The organism is Rhodococcus sp. SORGH_AS_0301 (assembly GCF_030818285.1).
Lineage (GTDB): Bacteria > Actinomycetota > Actinomycetes > Mycobacteriales > Mycobacteriaceae > Rhodococcoides.
Window position 1 is genome coordinate 2873477 of the sequence record NZ_JAUTAC010000002.1, and the last position, 14640, is coordinate 2888116.

Below are 14640 nucleotides of genomic sequence, written 5' to 3' on the forward strand. Positions count from 1 at the left end.
GATGGGGCAGGGAGACTTTTCGACAGAGATCACCACGAGCGAGGGGCGGGTCCGCGGATTCGTCGCGCGCGGTATCGCGCAGTGGCGGGGCATCCCGTACGCGCAGCCGCCGGTCGGACCGCTGCGGTTGCGGGCACCGCAGCCGCCGACGGCGTGGGAGGGCGTCCGGGACGCCACCCGCTGGGGTGACGCGGCGGTCCAGGACTCGGGCCGCTCCCCCATCGGTCCCATCAAGGGACAGGGCACCAGCGAGGACTGCCTGACGCTGAACGTCAGCGCGCCGGCCACCACGCCCGCCGGCCCCCGCCCCGTCATGGTGTTCATCCACGGCGGCGCCTACACGCTGGGAACGTCGGCCACCTCCATGTACTCGGGCACGTCGCTGGTCCGCCGCGGCGACATCGTCTACGTCTCGCTCAACTACCGGCTCGGCGCCCTCGGGTACCTCGACTTCCGACAGTTCTCGACGCCTGACCGGACCTTCGACAGCAATCTCGGGCTGCGGGACCAGGTCGCCGCGCTGCAGTGGGTCCAGCGCAACATCGCCGCATTCGGCGGCGATCCGGACAACGTCACCATCTTCGGCGAATCGGCCGGCGGCAACGCCGTCACCACGTTGACGACCGTGCCCGCCACGAAGGGCCTCTTCCACAAGGCCATCTCGCAGAGCTCGGCGCCGGGCATGGTCGCCACGTCCGACCGTAGCGAGAAGTGGGGACGCGACTTCGTCGAGTTGCTCGGTGCCACTCCGGACACCGCCGCCGACACGCTCGCGGGAGCCGACGTGGCCGACCTGCTGAAGGCGGCTCACCGGCTGGGTTCGAAGAGCCTGAAGGAGACTCCGGGGCTCATTCCGTTCGGCCCCAGCGTCGACGGGGACTACGTGCCGGAGGCGCCGCTCGAGGCGTACCGATCGGGCCGCGCGCATCCCGTCCCGATGATCATCGGCAGCAACGAGCACGAGGGCACCCTGTTCCCCAAGTGGCTCGACGCCCTTCCCACGAATGCCGAGCGCATCGACCGCCTGTTCGCGAACACCGACCCGTCGGCCAGGGATCGCATTCTCGCCGAGTACCCCGGGTACCCGAAGGGCCTGTCCGCCATCGACTTCGGCGGCGACATCACCTTCTGGCGACCGTCGCTGGAGATCGCGGACGCGCACACCGAGCACGCGCCCACCTACGTGTACCGCTACGACTACTCACCGCGGTTGTTCGACCTGCTGAAGCTGTACTCGACGCACGGTTCCGAACTGTTCGCCGTGTTCGGCGTCTACCGCGCCCGCGTCGGCAAGTTCTTCGCGATCCTGGGCGACTGGGGCAGCTCGGTGGCTGTCACCGACGAGGTGCAGAAGCAGTGGCTCGCCTTCGCGAGAACCGGTGCGCCCGAAGCGGACTGGACTCAGTACGAGGTGCCCGGGCGCGCCACTCGGATCTTCGACAGCGCGACGCGGATGGAGAACGATCCGCTCGGATCCCGCCGCGCTGCGTGGGAGGGCTTCAGCGGCTACGACACACCGACCGGATCCTCGGCCGGTTCGGAGAACGAGTCGTCGCAGGACTTCCGCTGATCGGCTACTTCACGAGACGGGACAGACGGCGGTCGGCGAGAATCCGGCCGCCGGTCTGGCACGTGGGGCAGTACTGGAACGACCGGTCGACGTAGGAGACCTCGCGAACGGTGTCACCGCAGACCGGGCAGGGCATGCCCGTCCGCGCGTGCACCCGCATACCGGACCGCTTCTCGCCCTTGAGCCGTGCCGCGTCCTGACCCTCGGACCGCGCGACGGCGTCGAGCAGGACCGAGCGCATCGTGGTCCACAGCAGGTTCACCGACTCGGGGGTGAGCGAGGCGGTGGTGGCGAACGGCGAGAGCTTCGCGGTGTGCAGGATCTCGTCGCTGTAGGCATTGCCGATCCCGGCGAGCAGTTGCTGATCCACTAGTGCGGTCTTGAGCCGAGAACTCTTGCGGGCGAGTAGTTCCGCGAACTCCGGCTCCGTCACCGCGAGGGCGTCCGGGCCCAGGCGGGCGATGCCGGGCACCTCCTGCGGATCGCGCACGACCCACACGGCGAGCCGCTTGCGCGTCCCCGCCTCGGTGAGGTCGAACGCGGGGGTGAGCCCCTCGGTCGTGAAGAGATGGACGCGGAGTGCGAGCGGCCCCTTGCCCGGCTTGGGCGGCGCCGACGACGGATTGTCCGTCCACCGCAGCCAGCCACCGCGCGACAGATGCGTGACGAGCCAGAGCCCGCCGGCCTCGATGCCGAGGTGCTTGCCCCACCGGGCCGCGCCCGTGATGTCCTTGCCCTGCAGATCGGTGACCGGCGGATCGAAGGTCTTGAGAACGCTCAACGCGGCCACGTCGATGCGCCCGATCACCGCTCCCAGCGCATGCTCACGGAGGAAGCCCGCGAGAGCCTCGACCTCGGGTAATTCCGGCACACCTCGACCCTAATCGGAAGTCACGGTCGATGGACGAGATAGGTGTCCATCACCCAGCCGGCCTCGGCCCGCAGAGCCGCCCGGCGCGCGACGATCTCGTCCCCGATGTCGTCGACGGGGCCCGCCAGGGTCACCTCGCCGGGCGTGCCCAGGTTCGCACCCCACCACACGTTCCACCCGGGCAGCGACCGGAAGCTGCAGTCCGAGTCGAGCATCACCACGGCCGCCGTGACGCCGTCGGGCAGGCCCTCGTCACGAAGCCGGCGACCGGTGGTGGTGAGGACCGGCTCCCCCACTCGGTTCATCACGATGCGGTGCGCGGCCGCGAGCGCCGACGGACTGGTGACACCCGGGATCACCGAGACCTCGAACGGGCTGTCGAGCACCGCGCGCACCCGCTCCACCACGCGCAACGTGCTGTCGTAGAGCGACGGGTCGCCCCACACCAGCATCGCGCCGACCGACTCGGACGGCTCCGCGTCCACGAGGTCGGCGAGCATCCGGGCGCGGAGGTCGTGCCAGGTGTCGACGGCGTCGTCGTAGTCCGACGGCGCGCGGTCGCGCGGCGGATCGGTGAACTCGACCACGCGATGGACGGTCGGCACGTGCTCGCGCAGGATGCGGGTGCGGACGTCGACCAACTCCTGCTTCTGCGCGCCCTTGTCGATGACGAAGAAGACGTCGACGGTGTTCATCGCCTTGATCGCCGCGACGGTCACCTGGTCGGGATCCCCCGCGCCGATACCGATCACGTGCATGGTCCTCATCTGCCTGAGCCTAAGGTGTAGCCATGGTCGCGACGCCCTACGAGGATCTGCTCCGCCGCGTGCTCGCGGAGGGCACGCCCAAGTCCGACCGCACCGGGACCGGCACCACCAGCCTGTTCGGCCACCAGATGCGGTTCGACCTGTCCGAGGGATTCCCGCTGGTGACCACCAAGCGCGTGCATCTCAAGTCGATCGTGCACGAGCTGCTGTGGTTCCTGCGAGGCGAGTCCAACGTCGCCTACCTGCGCGAGAACGGCGTCACCATCTGGGACGAGTGGGCCGACGAGAAGGGCGACCTGGGGCCGGTCTACGGAGTGCAGTGGCGCTCGTGGCCCACACCGTCGGGCGACCACATCGATCAGATCTCGCAGGTGATCGACACCATCCGCCGCGACCCCGATTCCCGACGCATGATCGTCTCGGCCTGGAACGTCGCGGAGATCCCCGACATGGCGCTGGCTCCGTGCCACGCCTTCTTCCAGTTCTACGTCGCCGACGGAAAGCTGTCGTGCCAGCTGTACCAGCGCAGCGCCGACATGTTTCTCGGCGTGCCGTTCAACATCGCGAGCTACGCCCTGCTCACGCACATGGTCGCCGCGCAGACTGGCCTCGAGGTGGGCGACTTCGTGTGGACCGGCGGCGACTGCCACATCTACGACAATCACGTAGACCAGGTGCGCGAGCAGTTGACGCGAGACGCGTTCCCCGCCCCCACGCTACGACTCGCTCCACGTGACTCGATCTTCGACTACACCTTCGACGACATCGAGATCGTCGACTACCAGCACCATCCCGCGATCAAGGCACCCGTAGCGGTATGACGATCGGGTTGGTGTGGGCGCAGGCGCACGGCGGCGTCATCGGCAAGGACGGCACGATTCCGTGGCGGGTGCCCGAGGACATGGCGCACTTCCGTGAGGTCACGGGATCCAGCCGCGTCGTCATGGGACGGCGTACCTGGGACTCGTTGCCCGCACGGTTCCGCCCTCTGCCGGGCCGGACGAACATCGTGCTCAGCCGTGACGCGTCCTGGTCCGCGGAGGGTGCCGCACGTGCCGCCACGATGGACGAGGCGCTGCTCGGCGGCCACGACACGTGGATCATCGGCGGCGCGGACATCTACCGGCTCGCCCTGCCGCACGCCGATGTCGTCGAGATGACCGAGATCGATCTGGACGTCCCCGGCGGCGACACGGTCGCTCCCGAGGTACCGGCATCGTTCACCCGCACCGAGGGCGCCTGGCAGACGAGCAGCGCATCCGATGTTCGCTATCGATTCGTGCGCTACACGCGCTGATTCGCCGCGCCGGGGCCCGCTGAGCGGGACAATACGACGCATGGACAAGAAATCGCTGACCGCGCTCGCTCGGCAACAGCTGAAGCTGGCGAAGACCGCGTCCAGCGGACGGAGTTCGCACACCGTCTACGGCGGACATCAGCGCAGCCTGCGGCAGACCGTCGTCGGCCTGGCCGCGGGCAACTCGCTGGCCGAGCACGATCTGAACGGGGAGTCCACGGTCCTGGTCCTCAGCGGCCAGTTGCAACTGGTGAGCGGTGAGCGATCCTGGAAAGGTTCCGCGGGCGATCTCCTCGTCGTCCCCGACGCCCGCCACAGTGTGGAGGCCGTCGAGGACGTCGCGTTCCTGCTGACCGTCGCGATGTAGGACGGGCAGGCCGGAGGCCGGGCAGGCCGGAGGCCGGTCGATCGAAGACGGTCGTCAGATCTGTCAGACGGCGATGGCTTCGCCGCGTTCGCGGTCGCGGGCGAGTGCTCGGTCGCGTGACTCCTCGAAGCGCACCGCCTGCTTCTCGAGGTCGGCCAGGTAGTCGGCCACCATCTCGCGCAGCTTCTCGCCCTCGGGTCCGAAGTCGGTGCGCTCGAAGATGTCCCACTTGCGCAGCACCGGCATGATGACCTCGTCGAGGTGCTGGCGCAGGTCGTAGATGCCGTACTTCGCGATGAGGACGGCGTTGCGACGGAAGTCCGGCTGGTTGAGCCCCGGCATCTGGAAGTTCATGACGACGTCGGCGATCGCCTTCATCGTCTGGTCCGGCGCGAGCTCGATGGCCGCCGAGCACATGTTGCGGTAGAAGATCATGTGCAGGTTCTCATCGGCCGCGATGCGGGCGAGCAGTGCGTCGGCGATCGGATCGTTGCAGGCCTTGCCGGTGTTGCGGTGCGACACCCGGGTGGCCAGCTCCTGGAACGTCACGTAGGCGACGCCGTGCAGCAGGTTGGCGCCCTCCATCGGCGAGTCGATACCGACCGTCATGTGCTCCATCCGCGCCTGCTCGAGCGCGACGGGATCGACGCTCCGGGTGACGACGAGATAGTCGCGCATCGCGATGCCGTGGCGGTTCTCCTCCGCGGTCCAGCGACCGACCCAGGTTCCCCAGGCCCCGTCCATCGAGAAGTTCTCGGCGAGCCCGCGGTGGTAGGAGGGCAGATTGTCCTCGGTCAGCAGGTTGGTGACCATGGCCGCCTTGGCGACCTTCGACAGCGACGACTGCTCCGGCGACCAGTCCTGGCCGCCCAGCATCGCGAAGTTCTTGCCGTCGCTCCACGGGATGTAGTCGTGGGGGTTCCACGGCTTGGCCAGCGTCAGATGGCGTTCGAGATTGGTTTCCGCTACCGGCTGCAGTTCGCGCAGCAGCTCGATCTGTGACAGCACCTGTGGCATGAGGTTCCCCCGTGACGCGTCGTGTTCCGTCGACCTGGCCGGCCGACGAGAGGTGACGCTAGGACGGGTCCGATCGGGCCACCGCCGCCTTGCGTCGATGTTGGGACGAGTCGCAGGACGGTCCGATTCCGCCTGGCTCGGGTCACAGCGCCGCGAGGAAACGCGGGACGAAACTACACATATGAACTTTTATTGCCCTACAATCTGAACTTGCGCCCCGTTTTTGTGCGAGTGACGAGCCAGTCGACCGTCGACGTGGAGGGAAACCGCCACGTGACACGGAGTGGACGTACGGCTCGCCGACCGGAAGGAACTAGTTACGTGAGTGTCGAGAACACGCAGTCGTCCCAGGCGGCTGCGGTGGAGAAGAGCACCACCGGACTCATGGTGGCAGGCCGCACCGGCGTGCCGCCACGCGACCTCGAGAACGTCGCTCGTCGGACGGTGGGTCAGCCGGCTGCGGCCACCCGCACGTCGACACTCGGCGCGACCCTCCGGGCTGACGTCACGGAACTGACGGTGTCCTGCCTGTCCATGGCCGTCGGCGTCGGCGACGCACCCACCACCTCGGACGAGGACATCGCCGAGCTCGGTGGCCGCGCGGCGCAGTGGGCCCGCGAGGGTGTTCCGCTCCGCGCCGTCCTCGGCGTCTACCACGAGGGCATCCAGATGGGCTGGGACCTGGTGTCCGAGCGCGCGACGGGCAATCTCAAGGCTGTCGCCAAGGCGTTCGTCGCCCTGTCGGAGCGCATCTCGACGGCCGCGTCGGCCAGCTACGTCGACGAACTGCAGGCCGTCGCGAGCGAGCACCACACCGCCGCGCACACCGTCGTCACCGCACTGCTCAGTGGCCACAACGCGCGTTCGGTGGCCCGCCAGTCGGGCATCGAGCTCGCCGACTCGTTCACCGTGCTGGCCGTCTCCATCGCCGCGCATCCCGACGAGTCCAACCCCGCCCTGCCGCGCGCGGTCACCGCCCGTCGCAAGCTGCGCCGCGTGCAGGCCGAGCTGGCCCTCGTGTGCGACCGCTCCCCCCTGTCGATGCTGTCCGCCGAGGGCGGCACCATTCTCGTTCCCGGCGAGCGCGACGACGAATGGGTCGCCACTCTCGTGGAGCGCATGTCCGTCGCCGCCGAGACCGCGGTCACCGCCACGGTCGCCACCAGTTCCGTCAACGACGTGCCGGCCGCCTCGGATCAGGTGCACGAGCTTCTCGACCTCGCCCAGCAGCTTCGTCGACCCGCCGGTGTCTACCGCATGACCGACCTGGTTCTCGAGTACCAGCTCACCCGCCCCGGCCCCGGCCGGGCGTACCTGTCACGCGTTCTCGTCCCGTTGGACAACTCGCCCGAGCTGCTCGAGACCCTCGAGATCCACATCAACCACGACCTCAACCGTCAGCGCTCGGCGCGTCAGCTGCACCTGCACACCAACACGGTCGACTACCGCCTCAAGCGGATCGCGCACCTCACGGGGTTCGATCCCACGCGCCCGTCCGGAATGCGGCACCTGCAGGCCGCACTGGTGGCACGCAAGCTGGAGGCCATCTCGCCCAGCGCCTGACAGACATGTCGACCCGGTAGAGTGCTGAGCGTCAGCCCGGCTCTCGCCGGGTCGGCCCTCGTAGCTCAGGGGATAGAGCAACCCTCTCCTAAAGGGTAGGTCGCAGGTTCGAATCCTGCCGAGGGCACCGAAAGCCCCGCTACAGTCCAGCCATGACGCGCGCGCTCCTCCTGGTGGCAGCCCTGTTCGGCTCACTCTTTCTGTCGGTGCCGGCCGCGTCGGCAGCACCGTCGACAACCTGGCTCTGCCGGCCCGGCACCGCGGATCCGTGTGGTGGTGGCACCGACGCCCCGGTCGACTGCTTCTACGTCTACCCCACCGCCTCTCTGCAACCGGCGCAGTCGGCGAACCTCGACGCGTCCCCCGAACTCGCCTTCGCCGCGGCGGCGCAGGCCCGCCCGTTCGGCTCCGTGTGCAACGTCTGGGCTCCGGTCTACCGTCAGGCCACGCTGCTGAGCCTCGCCACGGCCGACGGTCCCGCACGCGATGCCGCACTCGCCGAGGCCTACGTGGACATCGATCGAGCCTGGACCGATTTCCTCGCGCAGCGGGACTCCAACCGTGGGGTCGTGCTGCTCGGCCACTCGCAGGGGTCTCGCATGCTGCGCACACTCCTGCAGAACCGCATCGAACCGGATCCCGCGGCCCGAGACGTGCTGGTGTCCGCGATCATTCCCGGCATCTCGGTGCGGATGTCGGACTTCACCACCGTCGCCCCGTGCACGGATGCGAGCGAGACCGGTTGCGTCGTAGCATATTCCACGTTCTCGCGCACTCCCCCGCCCGACTCCCGCTACGGCGGCGACGGCATCCTCTGCACCAACCCGGCGTCGCTCGGGGCGAATGCGAGGACGCCGGTGCTGGGGCCGTTGCCGAACCTCACGGCGCAGTGCGACGGTGACAACGTGCTCATGATCGACGGCACCGGAGCCTCGGCCCTGCCCACGCTGCCGAACGCGACCTGGGGGCTGCACCTGTTCGACCTGACGATCCCGCAACAGACACTGGTCGATCTGGTGCGGTCGCAGAGCGCGGCGTTCACTGCCTGACCGCACACCGATTCCGTGAGGCGCACACCCGCTGCGGCCTGTTGATAGGGGTGTGCGCCCACCAGAGGGGGGTGCACACCCCTACCGGGCCAGCATCTCCCGCGCACCCACCGCAGCCCCGTGCGCGCTGGTCACACGGGGTGCGCACACGCGAACCAGACCCGCACGCCGAAGCGCACACCGATTCCGTGAAGCGCACACCCGCTGCGGCCTGCTGGGAGGGGTGTGCGCTCACCAGAGGGGGTGTGCACACCCCTACCGGGCCTTGCACCGAAGCGCACACCCACCGCAGCCGCGCGCGCTCATCACCCGGGTGCGCACACGCGAACTAGACCCGTACTCCGAACCGCACACCAGTTCCGTGAGGCGCACACTCGCTGCGGCCTGCCGGGAGGGGTGTGCGCCCACCGGAAAGGGTGTGCACGCACTGCCGATCCCGTTCCGCCACAACAACTCCACCCGGCAGAGCGTGCACGGCGCCGGCCCCACGCGCTGCGAGACGGCGGTCACAGCGACCGACCGGCTACACTGGGTCACGCTGCTGCGCCACTGTGCGCGGCGTACGTCGTGGAATCAGCACGAATTTTTCTTACGGCGATCGGAACTGCCCACCGGCAGTCTCGCCATTCTGCGCTCCGCCACAGGAGTGCTCAGATGCCCGAAAGGCACTCGAACTCTTCATGACTTCTCCCTCCTTCGCCGACCTCGGCGTCAGTGACCGTCTCGTCCGCGCTCTCACAGCTGCCGGCATCGCGTCACCGTTCCCCATCCAGGCGGACACCCTGCCCGACACGCTGAAGGGTCGCGACGTCCTCGGACGCGGAAAGACCGGCAGTGGAAAGACTCTCGCGTTCTCCATCCCCATGGTGTCCCGGCTCGGCGAGACGTTCTCGGGCGTCCGCAAGCCCAACCGCCCGCGTGGTCTGATCCTCGCCCCCACCCGTGAGCTGGCCACCCAGATCGCTGCCGCCCTCGAGCCGCTCACCATGGCGTCGAACCTGCGCGTCACCACGATCTTCGGTGGCGTCTCGCAGGCACGCCAGGTCACCGCGCTCAGCCGCGGCGTCGACATCGTCGTCGCCTGCCCCGGTCGCCTCGAGGATCTGATGAAGCAGCGTCTGGTGACGCTGGACGACATCGAGATCACCGTGCTCGACGAGGCCGACCACATGGCGGACCTGGGCTTCCTGCCCGGCGTCACGCGCATCATGAAGGCCACACCCTCGCACGGACAGCGCATGCTGTTCTCGGCGACGCTGGACAACGGCGTCGACAAGCTGGTCAAGCAGTTCCTCACCGACCCGGTGCAGCACTCGGTCGACGAGGAGAACTCACCCGTCGCCGCGATGACCCACCACATCTTCGAGGTGGGTGGCGTCGACGGCAAGAAGGCGCTGGTCCAGCGTCTCGCCTCCGGTGAGGGTCGCCGCATCCTCTTCATGCGCACCAAGCACCAGGCTCGCAAGCTGGCGCGTCAACTCACCGAGGCCGGCATCCCGTCCGTCGACCTGCACGGCAACCTGTCGCAGGCTGCACGTGACCGCAACCTCGCTGCGTTCTCCAACGGCGATGCGCGCGTGCTCGTGGCCACGGACGTCGCGGCGCGCGGTGTGCACGTCGACAACGTCGAGCTGGTCGTCCACGTCGATCCGCCCGCCGAGCACAAGGCCTACCTGCACCGCAGTGGCCGTACGGCCCGTGCGGGCAGCGCCGGCGACGTCGTCACCGTCGTCCTGCCGGAGCAGCGTCGAGACCTGTCGGTCCTGATGCGCAAGGCCAAGATCGACGCGGCGCCGCAGCGCGTGACCGTCGACTCACCGGCCGTCCAGGAGCTGGTCGGCGACGTCGCGGCCTACGTCAAGCCCGCTCCCAAGGAGGCCGCACCGGCTCCGAAGCAGCAGCAGCCCGGACGCGGACGCTCCACCCGCGGCGGTCATGCCGGCAACTCCAACGGGGGTTCGGGTCGACGTCGTCGCCCCACCACCGCGCGCAGCGAATCAGCCGGTTACCGGGGCTGATCGCCGAGCGATCCCGACGCTGAGCACCGCCGCCACGACGCAGAGACCAGCTGCGCCGAACCAGGCGGCGGTGTACTCACCGGTGGCATCGCGCACGACCCCCGCCACCACGGACGCGATGCCCGCGCCCACCTGGTGCGAGGCGAACACCCAGCCGAAGACCAGCGGCCCCTGCGTGCCGAACACCTCGCGGCACAGGGCGATGGTCGGCGGCACCGTGGCGACCCAGTCGAGGCCGTACACGACGATGAACACCACGATCGACGGGTGCAGGGCGTCGGACAGCAGCGCCGGCAGGAACAGCAGGGCGACGCCTCGGAAGGCGTAGTACGCGCCCAGCAGCAGTCTCGGATCCACCCGGTCGGTGAGCCAGCCCGACGCGATGGTGCCCACGATGTCGAAGATCCCCACCACGGCCAGTAGTCCCGCGGCCGTGGTCTGCGGCATGCCGTGGTCGTGCGCGGACGGGATGAAGTGCACACCGACCAGCCCGTTCGTGGTGGCGCCGCAGATCGCGAAGCCCACCATCAGCGCCCAGAACGTCCGCACGGACGACGCGTCCCGCAGTGCTCGGATCGCCCGCATCGCGGGATTCCCCGTGACGAGCACCGGGGCGGGCTGCTCGGTCGCCCCGTACGGCAGCTCCCCCACCTCCTCCGGCGAGTTCCGCAGGAACAGCAGGACGAACGGCACCACGGCCAGCGCACCGCCCGCCACGACCAGTGACGCCGTCCGCCATCCCGAGCTGTCGGCGAGCGCGGCGACCACGGGCAGGAAGATGAGCTGACCGGTCGCGGACCCGGCCGTGAGGATGCCGGACACGAGCCCGCGCCGCCGCACGAACCATCGGTCGGTGACCATGGCGGCGAAGACGAGTGCCATCGATCCGGTACCCAGGCCGATGAGCAGTCCCCACGTCAGCAGGATCTGCCACGGCGCTGTGACGAACACGGTGAGGGCGCTGCCCAGGGCCACGACGGTGAGGGCGACGGACGTCACCGTCCGGATGCCGAAGCGGTCCATCAGTGCCGCCGCGAACGGTGCGGTCAGCCCGAAGAGCAGCAGGTTGACACCCACCGCCGCGGACAACACGCCGCGCGACCAGCCGAACTCGTCGGTGATCGGCACCATCAGCACCGACGGAGCGGCGCGGAACCCCGCGGCCCCGAGGAGTGCGAGGAACGCCACGGCGGCGACGATCCAGGCCCGGTGCACGCGTCTCGGGCGCGTGATCTGCACGGCGGCGTCGGAGTCGGACGTCATGGCTCACTTTCTCGTTCCGCGGGTCTCCGTCGGAACGGGAACCGGACACGCCGGTGGCACACTCGAGGGGTGAGATCCAGGACGGCCACAGGTCGCGGTACGAAGACGCTACACCCGGACGAACTCGCGACCGGATCGGTGATGACCGCCCTCGCCGTCGCGTTCTCGGTGATCGGCGCTCTCATTCCCGTGGCGGGTGCGCTGCAGATCGTCGCCATCGTCCCGTTGGCCGTCATCGCCCACCGCCACCGCCTGCGGGCACTGGCCGTCGCCGGTACCGCCGGCATGCTCGTGTCGTTCGTCGCGGGCGGGTTCGGCACCGCGCTGACCATGACGATCTCAGGAGTGCTGGCAGGCATCGTGGGAGTGAGCGTCCGACGCGGACGTGGGTTCACGTCGGTGCTCACCCTCTCGCTGCTCACCGGCGCCGTGGTGGGCGCCCTCTCCGTGCTGATGCTGCTGATCCTCAGCGGACTGCGCGAGCTGTTCCTCACCGTCCTCGACAACTCGATCCGCGGCAGCGCGGACATCGTCGGCAGGATCGCACCCGCCGAGGACGTCGCCACCGCCGTGGCCGACTACGCCTCCTTCGCCCTGGGGTACTGGTGGGTGCTCGTCTTCGTCTCGGCGCTGATGTCGACGGCCGTCAGCGGCGTCGTCGCGTGGTGGGTGCTGCGCGCCACCCTGTCCCGCCTCGGCGAGCTGGAGTCGCGGGGCGAGTTGCCCGACGTCGTGGTCACCCCCGACGACGCGGCCGCACCGCACCCCGTGCCCGTGCGGTTGTCGGGCGTGACCTACCGCTACCGGGGCGGTCACGACGACGCGCTGGGCCCACTCGATCTCGAGATCGTGCCCGGCCGTTTCGTGGCCGTCGTCGGCGCCAACGGATCCGGCAAGTCGACCCTCGCTCGCATCCTGGTGGGCACCGAGCCGACGGGCGGCCGGATCGACCGGACGGGTTCCACCGGGCTCGGCCTGATCGGCGGAACCGCGATGATCCTGCAGCACCCCGAGTCCCAGATCCTCGGCACCCGCGTGGCCGACGACGTCGTGTGGGGCCTGCCGGCGGCGGCGCGGCCGACACCGGACCGTGTCGAGGCCCTGCTCGCCGAAGTGGGCCTGGCCGGGTACGGGCTGCGCGACACCGGCAGCCTGTCCGGTGGCGAACTGCAGCGCCTCGCCGTCGCCGCGGCACTGGCTCGCGAACCACGGCTGCTGGTCGCCGACGAGGCCACCGCGATGATCGACCCGGAGGGTCAGCGCGATCTCGTCGAACTGCTCGCCCGGCTCCCCCGTCGCCACGGCATGGCCGTCGTCCTCATCACCCATCGCGCGACCGAGGCAGCGCTGGCCGACGACGTCGTACGGCTCCACCGCGGCCGCCGGGTGATGCACGACCCGAACTGGATGTCGTCGACTCCGCTGCGGACGGATCCGCTGCCGCCGCCCGGACCACCGTTACTGGTGCTGCGCGGCGTCGGACACGTGTACGACCGACGCGGTCCGTGGGCCACCCGCGCGCTCGAGGGAATCGACCTCACGGTGCATCGCGGCGAGGGGTTGCTCGTCATCGGCGGCAACGGCTCCGGCAAATCCACGCTGGCCTGGATCATGGCCGGCCTGACGAAGCCCTCCGAGGGCACGTGCGAGCTCTCGGGCAAGGCCACGTCGTCGGCCGTCGGCACCGTCGCGCTCTCGTTCCAGCACGCTCGGTTGCAACTGCAGCGCCGCACCGTGTCCGAGGACATCGAGGCCGCGGGGGGAACCGACGTGGGCACCATCGACGTCAGCCGTGTTCTCGACCAGGTGGGACTCGATCGCCGCATCGCGGGCGCGCGTGTCGACGAACTGAGTGGCGGGCAGATGCGGCGCGTCGCGCTGGCCGGACTGCTGGTGGGCAAGCCGGACGTCCTGGTGCTCGACGAACCGCTCGCCGGACTCGATCCGCCGGGTCGACGGGAGATCACCGCTCTGCTCACCCATCTGCGCCGCACAGGGCTCACCCTCGTCATCATCTCGCACGACGTCGACACCCTGGCGTCCGTCCGATCGCGCACCGTCGTGCTCGACCACGGCACCCTGCAGCTGGGGTCCACCGACGACACCATGGAACGAGGAGTGACCCGATGAGAGGCACGCTGCTCCGCGAACTTCCGCGGGAGACGTCGGTCCACCGACTCTGGGCGGGAACGAAACTCGTGGCGGTCACGCTGCTGGGCGGGTCGCTGGTGGTCTACCCGACCTGGCCGATGCTCGCCGCGGTGTCCGTCGTCCTGCTGCTCGCGGCGATCGCCGCACGAGTCCCGGTGTTCGCGATCCCCGTTCCGCCGTGGTGGCTCTGGGGACTGGTCGCGTTCGGTGCCGCAGTGAACGTGGTGGTCGGCGTCGACGCCGTGTGGATCTACTTCCGCGGCATCCTGTTCGGCGTCGTGCTGCTGTGGGCGACGCTCACCGTGGCCTGGACGACGTCGATGGCGGACATCGCACCGGCCATCGCCACTTTGTTGTCGCCCCTGCGCAGAGTCGGTGCGCCCGTGGACGAGTGGGCCGTCTCGATGGCTCTGCTGCTGCGGTCGCTGCCGATGTTGGTCGACGACGTCTACACGCTGGTGGCCGCACGCAAGCTCCGACCCCGCAAGAGCACGCGCAGCGGCAAGGCGCAGGACACATTCCTCATCGACATCATGGCCGCCATCATGTCGGTGGCCATCCGGCGGTCGGCCGACATGGGCGAGGCGATCGCGGTGCGCGGCGGCAGCGGCAGCATCACGTCGGGCCGACGTCGCCCGCACGGATCCGACGCGGTCGCCCTGGTGCTGGTGATCGCCGCGTGCGCGACGGGGGTCGTACTGTCCTGA

General features: G+C 69.4%; 13 protein-coding genes and 1 tRNA gene. 10 read left to right on the forward strand and 4 right to left on the reverse strand.

What is annotated here, in order from left to right:
- Position 1 precedes the first annotated feature (1 nt).
- Positions 2–1570, forward strand: coding sequence for a carboxylesterase/lipase family protein (locus tag QE397_RS14100; RefSeq protein ID WP_051612973.1), 1569 nt, complete (start codon positions 2–4; stop codon positions 1568–1570).
- Positions 1571–1574: 4 nt separating this feature from the next.
- Here QE397_RS14100 and QE397_RS14105 read toward each other — a convergent pair whose 3' ends face one another.
- The gene (locus QE397_RS14105) at positions 1575–2441 is read right to left on the reverse strand and encodes an Fpg/Nei family DNA glycosylase (protein ID WP_307095420.1); all 867 of its coding nucleotides are present in this window, start codon (positions 2439–2441) and stop codon (positions 1575–1577) included.
- 20 nt (positions 2442–2461) lie between these two features.
- Positions 2462–3208 carry a precorrin-6A synthase (deacetylating) gene (gene cobF, locus QE397_RS14110; protein ID WP_307095421.1) on the reverse strand — a complete coding sequence of 249 codons (747 nt, stop codon included), beginning with the start codon at positions 3206–3208 and terminating at the stop codon, positions 2462–2464.
- A gap of 23 nt (positions 3209–3231) precedes the next feature.
- Between cobF and QE397_RS14115 the strand changes: the two genes are divergently transcribed.
- The 3 genes from QE397_RS14115 to QE397_RS14125 are packed head-to-tail and all read left to right on the forward strand — an operon-like array spanning position 3232 to position 4872.
- Positions 3232–4029, forward strand: a complete 798-nt coding sequence (locus QE397_RS14115) for a thymidylate synthase (RefSeq protein ID WP_056446937.1) — start codon at positions 3232–3234, stop codon at positions 4027–4029.
- Positions 4026–4505 carry a dihydrofolate reductase gene (locus tag QE397_RS14120; protein WP_027504172.1) on the forward strand — a complete coding sequence of 160 codons (480 nt, stop codon included), beginning with the start codon at positions 4026–4028 and terminating at the stop codon, positions 4503–4505. Before QE397_RS14115 ends, QE397_RS14120 begins: the two co-directional genes overlap by 4 nt.
- Before the next feature lie 40 nt (positions 4506–4545).
- Positions 4546–4872, forward strand: a complete 327-nt coding sequence (locus QE397_RS14125; RefSeq protein ID WP_027504173.1) for a cupin domain-containing protein — start codon at positions 4546–4548, stop codon at positions 4870–4872.
- Between the two features lie 63 nt (positions 4873–4935).
- On the opposite strand, the gene QE397_RS14130 is transcribed toward QE397_RS14125, so the two are convergent.
- Positions 4936–5889 carry an acyl-ACP desaturase gene (locus QE397_RS14130; protein ID WP_027504174.1) on the reverse strand — a complete coding sequence of 318 codons (954 nt, stop codon included), beginning with the start codon at positions 5887–5889 and terminating at the stop codon, positions 4936–4938.
- Positions 5890–6210: 321 nt separating this feature from the next.
- Here QE397_RS14130 and QE397_RS14135 point away from each other — a divergent pair, with 321 nt between their 5' ends.
- From QE397_RS14135 to QE397_RS14150, 4 genes are all read left to right on the forward strand, one after another.
- Entirely contained in the window at positions 6211–7452 is a 1242-nt protein-coding gene (locus tag QE397_RS14135; protein WP_307095423.1) for a CdaR family transcriptional regulator, read from the forward strand.
- A gap of 54 nt (positions 7453–7506) precedes the next feature.
- Positions 7507–7579: transfer RNA gene (locus QE397_RS14140), tRNA-Arg, on the forward strand.
- A gap of 25 nt (positions 7580–7604) precedes the next feature.
- Complete coding sequence (locus QE397_RS14145; RefSeq protein ID WP_307095425.1) at positions 7605–8501, forward strand: DUF3089 domain-containing protein; 897 nt, start codon at positions 7605–7607, stop codon at positions 8499–8501.
- Between the two features lie 680 nt (positions 8502–9181).
- Entirely contained in the window at positions 9182–10519 is a 1338-nt protein-coding gene (locus QE397_RS14150) for a DEAD/DEAH box helicase (protein WP_222627727.1), read from the forward strand.
- On the opposite strand, the gene QE397_RS14155 is transcribed toward QE397_RS14150, so the two are convergent.
- Positions 10499–11782 carry an MFS transporter gene (locus QE397_RS14155; RefSeq protein ID WP_027504177.1) on the reverse strand — a complete coding sequence of 428 codons (1284 nt, stop codon included), beginning with the start codon at positions 11780–11782 and terminating at the stop codon, positions 10499–10501. The genes QE397_RS14150 and QE397_RS14155 overlap by 21 nt on opposite strands.
- Positions 11783–11923: 141 nt before the next feature.
- Here QE397_RS14155 and QE397_RS14160 point away from each other — a divergent pair, with 141 nt between their 5' ends.
- A complete protein-coding gene (locus QE397_RS14160) occupies positions 11924–13912 on the forward strand; it encodes an ATP-binding cassette domain-containing protein (RefSeq protein ID WP_307095430.1) in 1989 nt (662 codons plus the stop codon).
- Positions 13909–14640: an energy-coupling factor transporter transmembrane protein EcfT gene (locus tag QE397_RS14165; protein ID WP_307095432.1), complete on the forward strand. Its 732-nt coding sequence runs from the start codon at positions 13909–13911 to the stop codon at positions 14638–14640. Before QE397_RS14160 ends, QE397_RS14165 begins: the two co-directional genes overlap by 4 nt.

What these genes read in the sequence shown, in the direction of transcription:
- QE397_RS14100 (WP_051612973.1), top strand. Translation starts at nt 2, where the DNA reads ATGGGGCAGGGAGACTTTTCGACAGAGATCACCACGAGCGAGGGGCGG.
- cobF (WP_307095421.1), bottom strand. Translation starts at nt 3,208, where the DNA reads ATGAGGACCATGCACGTGATCGGTATCGGCGCGGGGGATCCCGACCAG.
- QE397_RS14115 (WP_056446937.1), top strand. Translation starts at nt 3,232, where the DNA reads ATGGTCGCGACGCCCTACGAGGATCTGCTCCGCCGCGTGCTCGCGGAG.
- QE397_RS14120 (WP_027504172.1), top strand. Translation starts at nt 4,026, where the DNA reads ATGACGATCGGGTTGGTGTGGGCGCAGGCGCACGGCGGCGTCATCGGC.
- QE397_RS14125 (WP_027504173.1), top strand. Translation starts at nt 4,546, where the DNA reads ATGGACAAGAAATCGCTGACCGCGCTCGCTCGGCAACAGCTGAAGCTG.
- QE397_RS14130 (WP_027504174.1), bottom strand. Translation starts at nt 5,889, where the DNA reads ATGCCACAGGTGCTGTCACAGATCGAGCTGCTGCGCGAACTGCAGCCG.
- QE397_RS14145 (WP_307095425.1), top strand. Translation starts at nt 7,605, where the DNA reads ATGACGCGCGCGCTCCTCCTGGTGGCAGCCCTGTTCGGCTCACTCTTT.
- QE397_RS14150 (WP_222627727.1), top strand. Translation starts at nt 9,182, where the DNA reads ATGACTTCTCCCTCCTTCGCCGACCTCGGCGTCAGTGACCGTCTCGTC.
- QE397_RS14155 (WP_027504177.1), bottom strand. Translation starts at nt 11,782, where the DNA reads ATGACGTCCGACTCCGACGCCGCCGTGCAGATCACGCGCCCGAGACGC.
- QE397_RS14160 (WP_307095430.1), top strand. Translation starts at nt 11,924, where the DNA reads ATGACCGCCCTCGCCGTCGCGTTCTCGGTGATCGGCGCTCTCATTCCC.
- QE397_RS14165 (WP_307095432.1), top strand. Translation starts at nt 13,909, where the DNA reads ATGAGAGGCACGCTGCTCCGCGAACTTCCGCGGGAGACGTCGGTCCAC.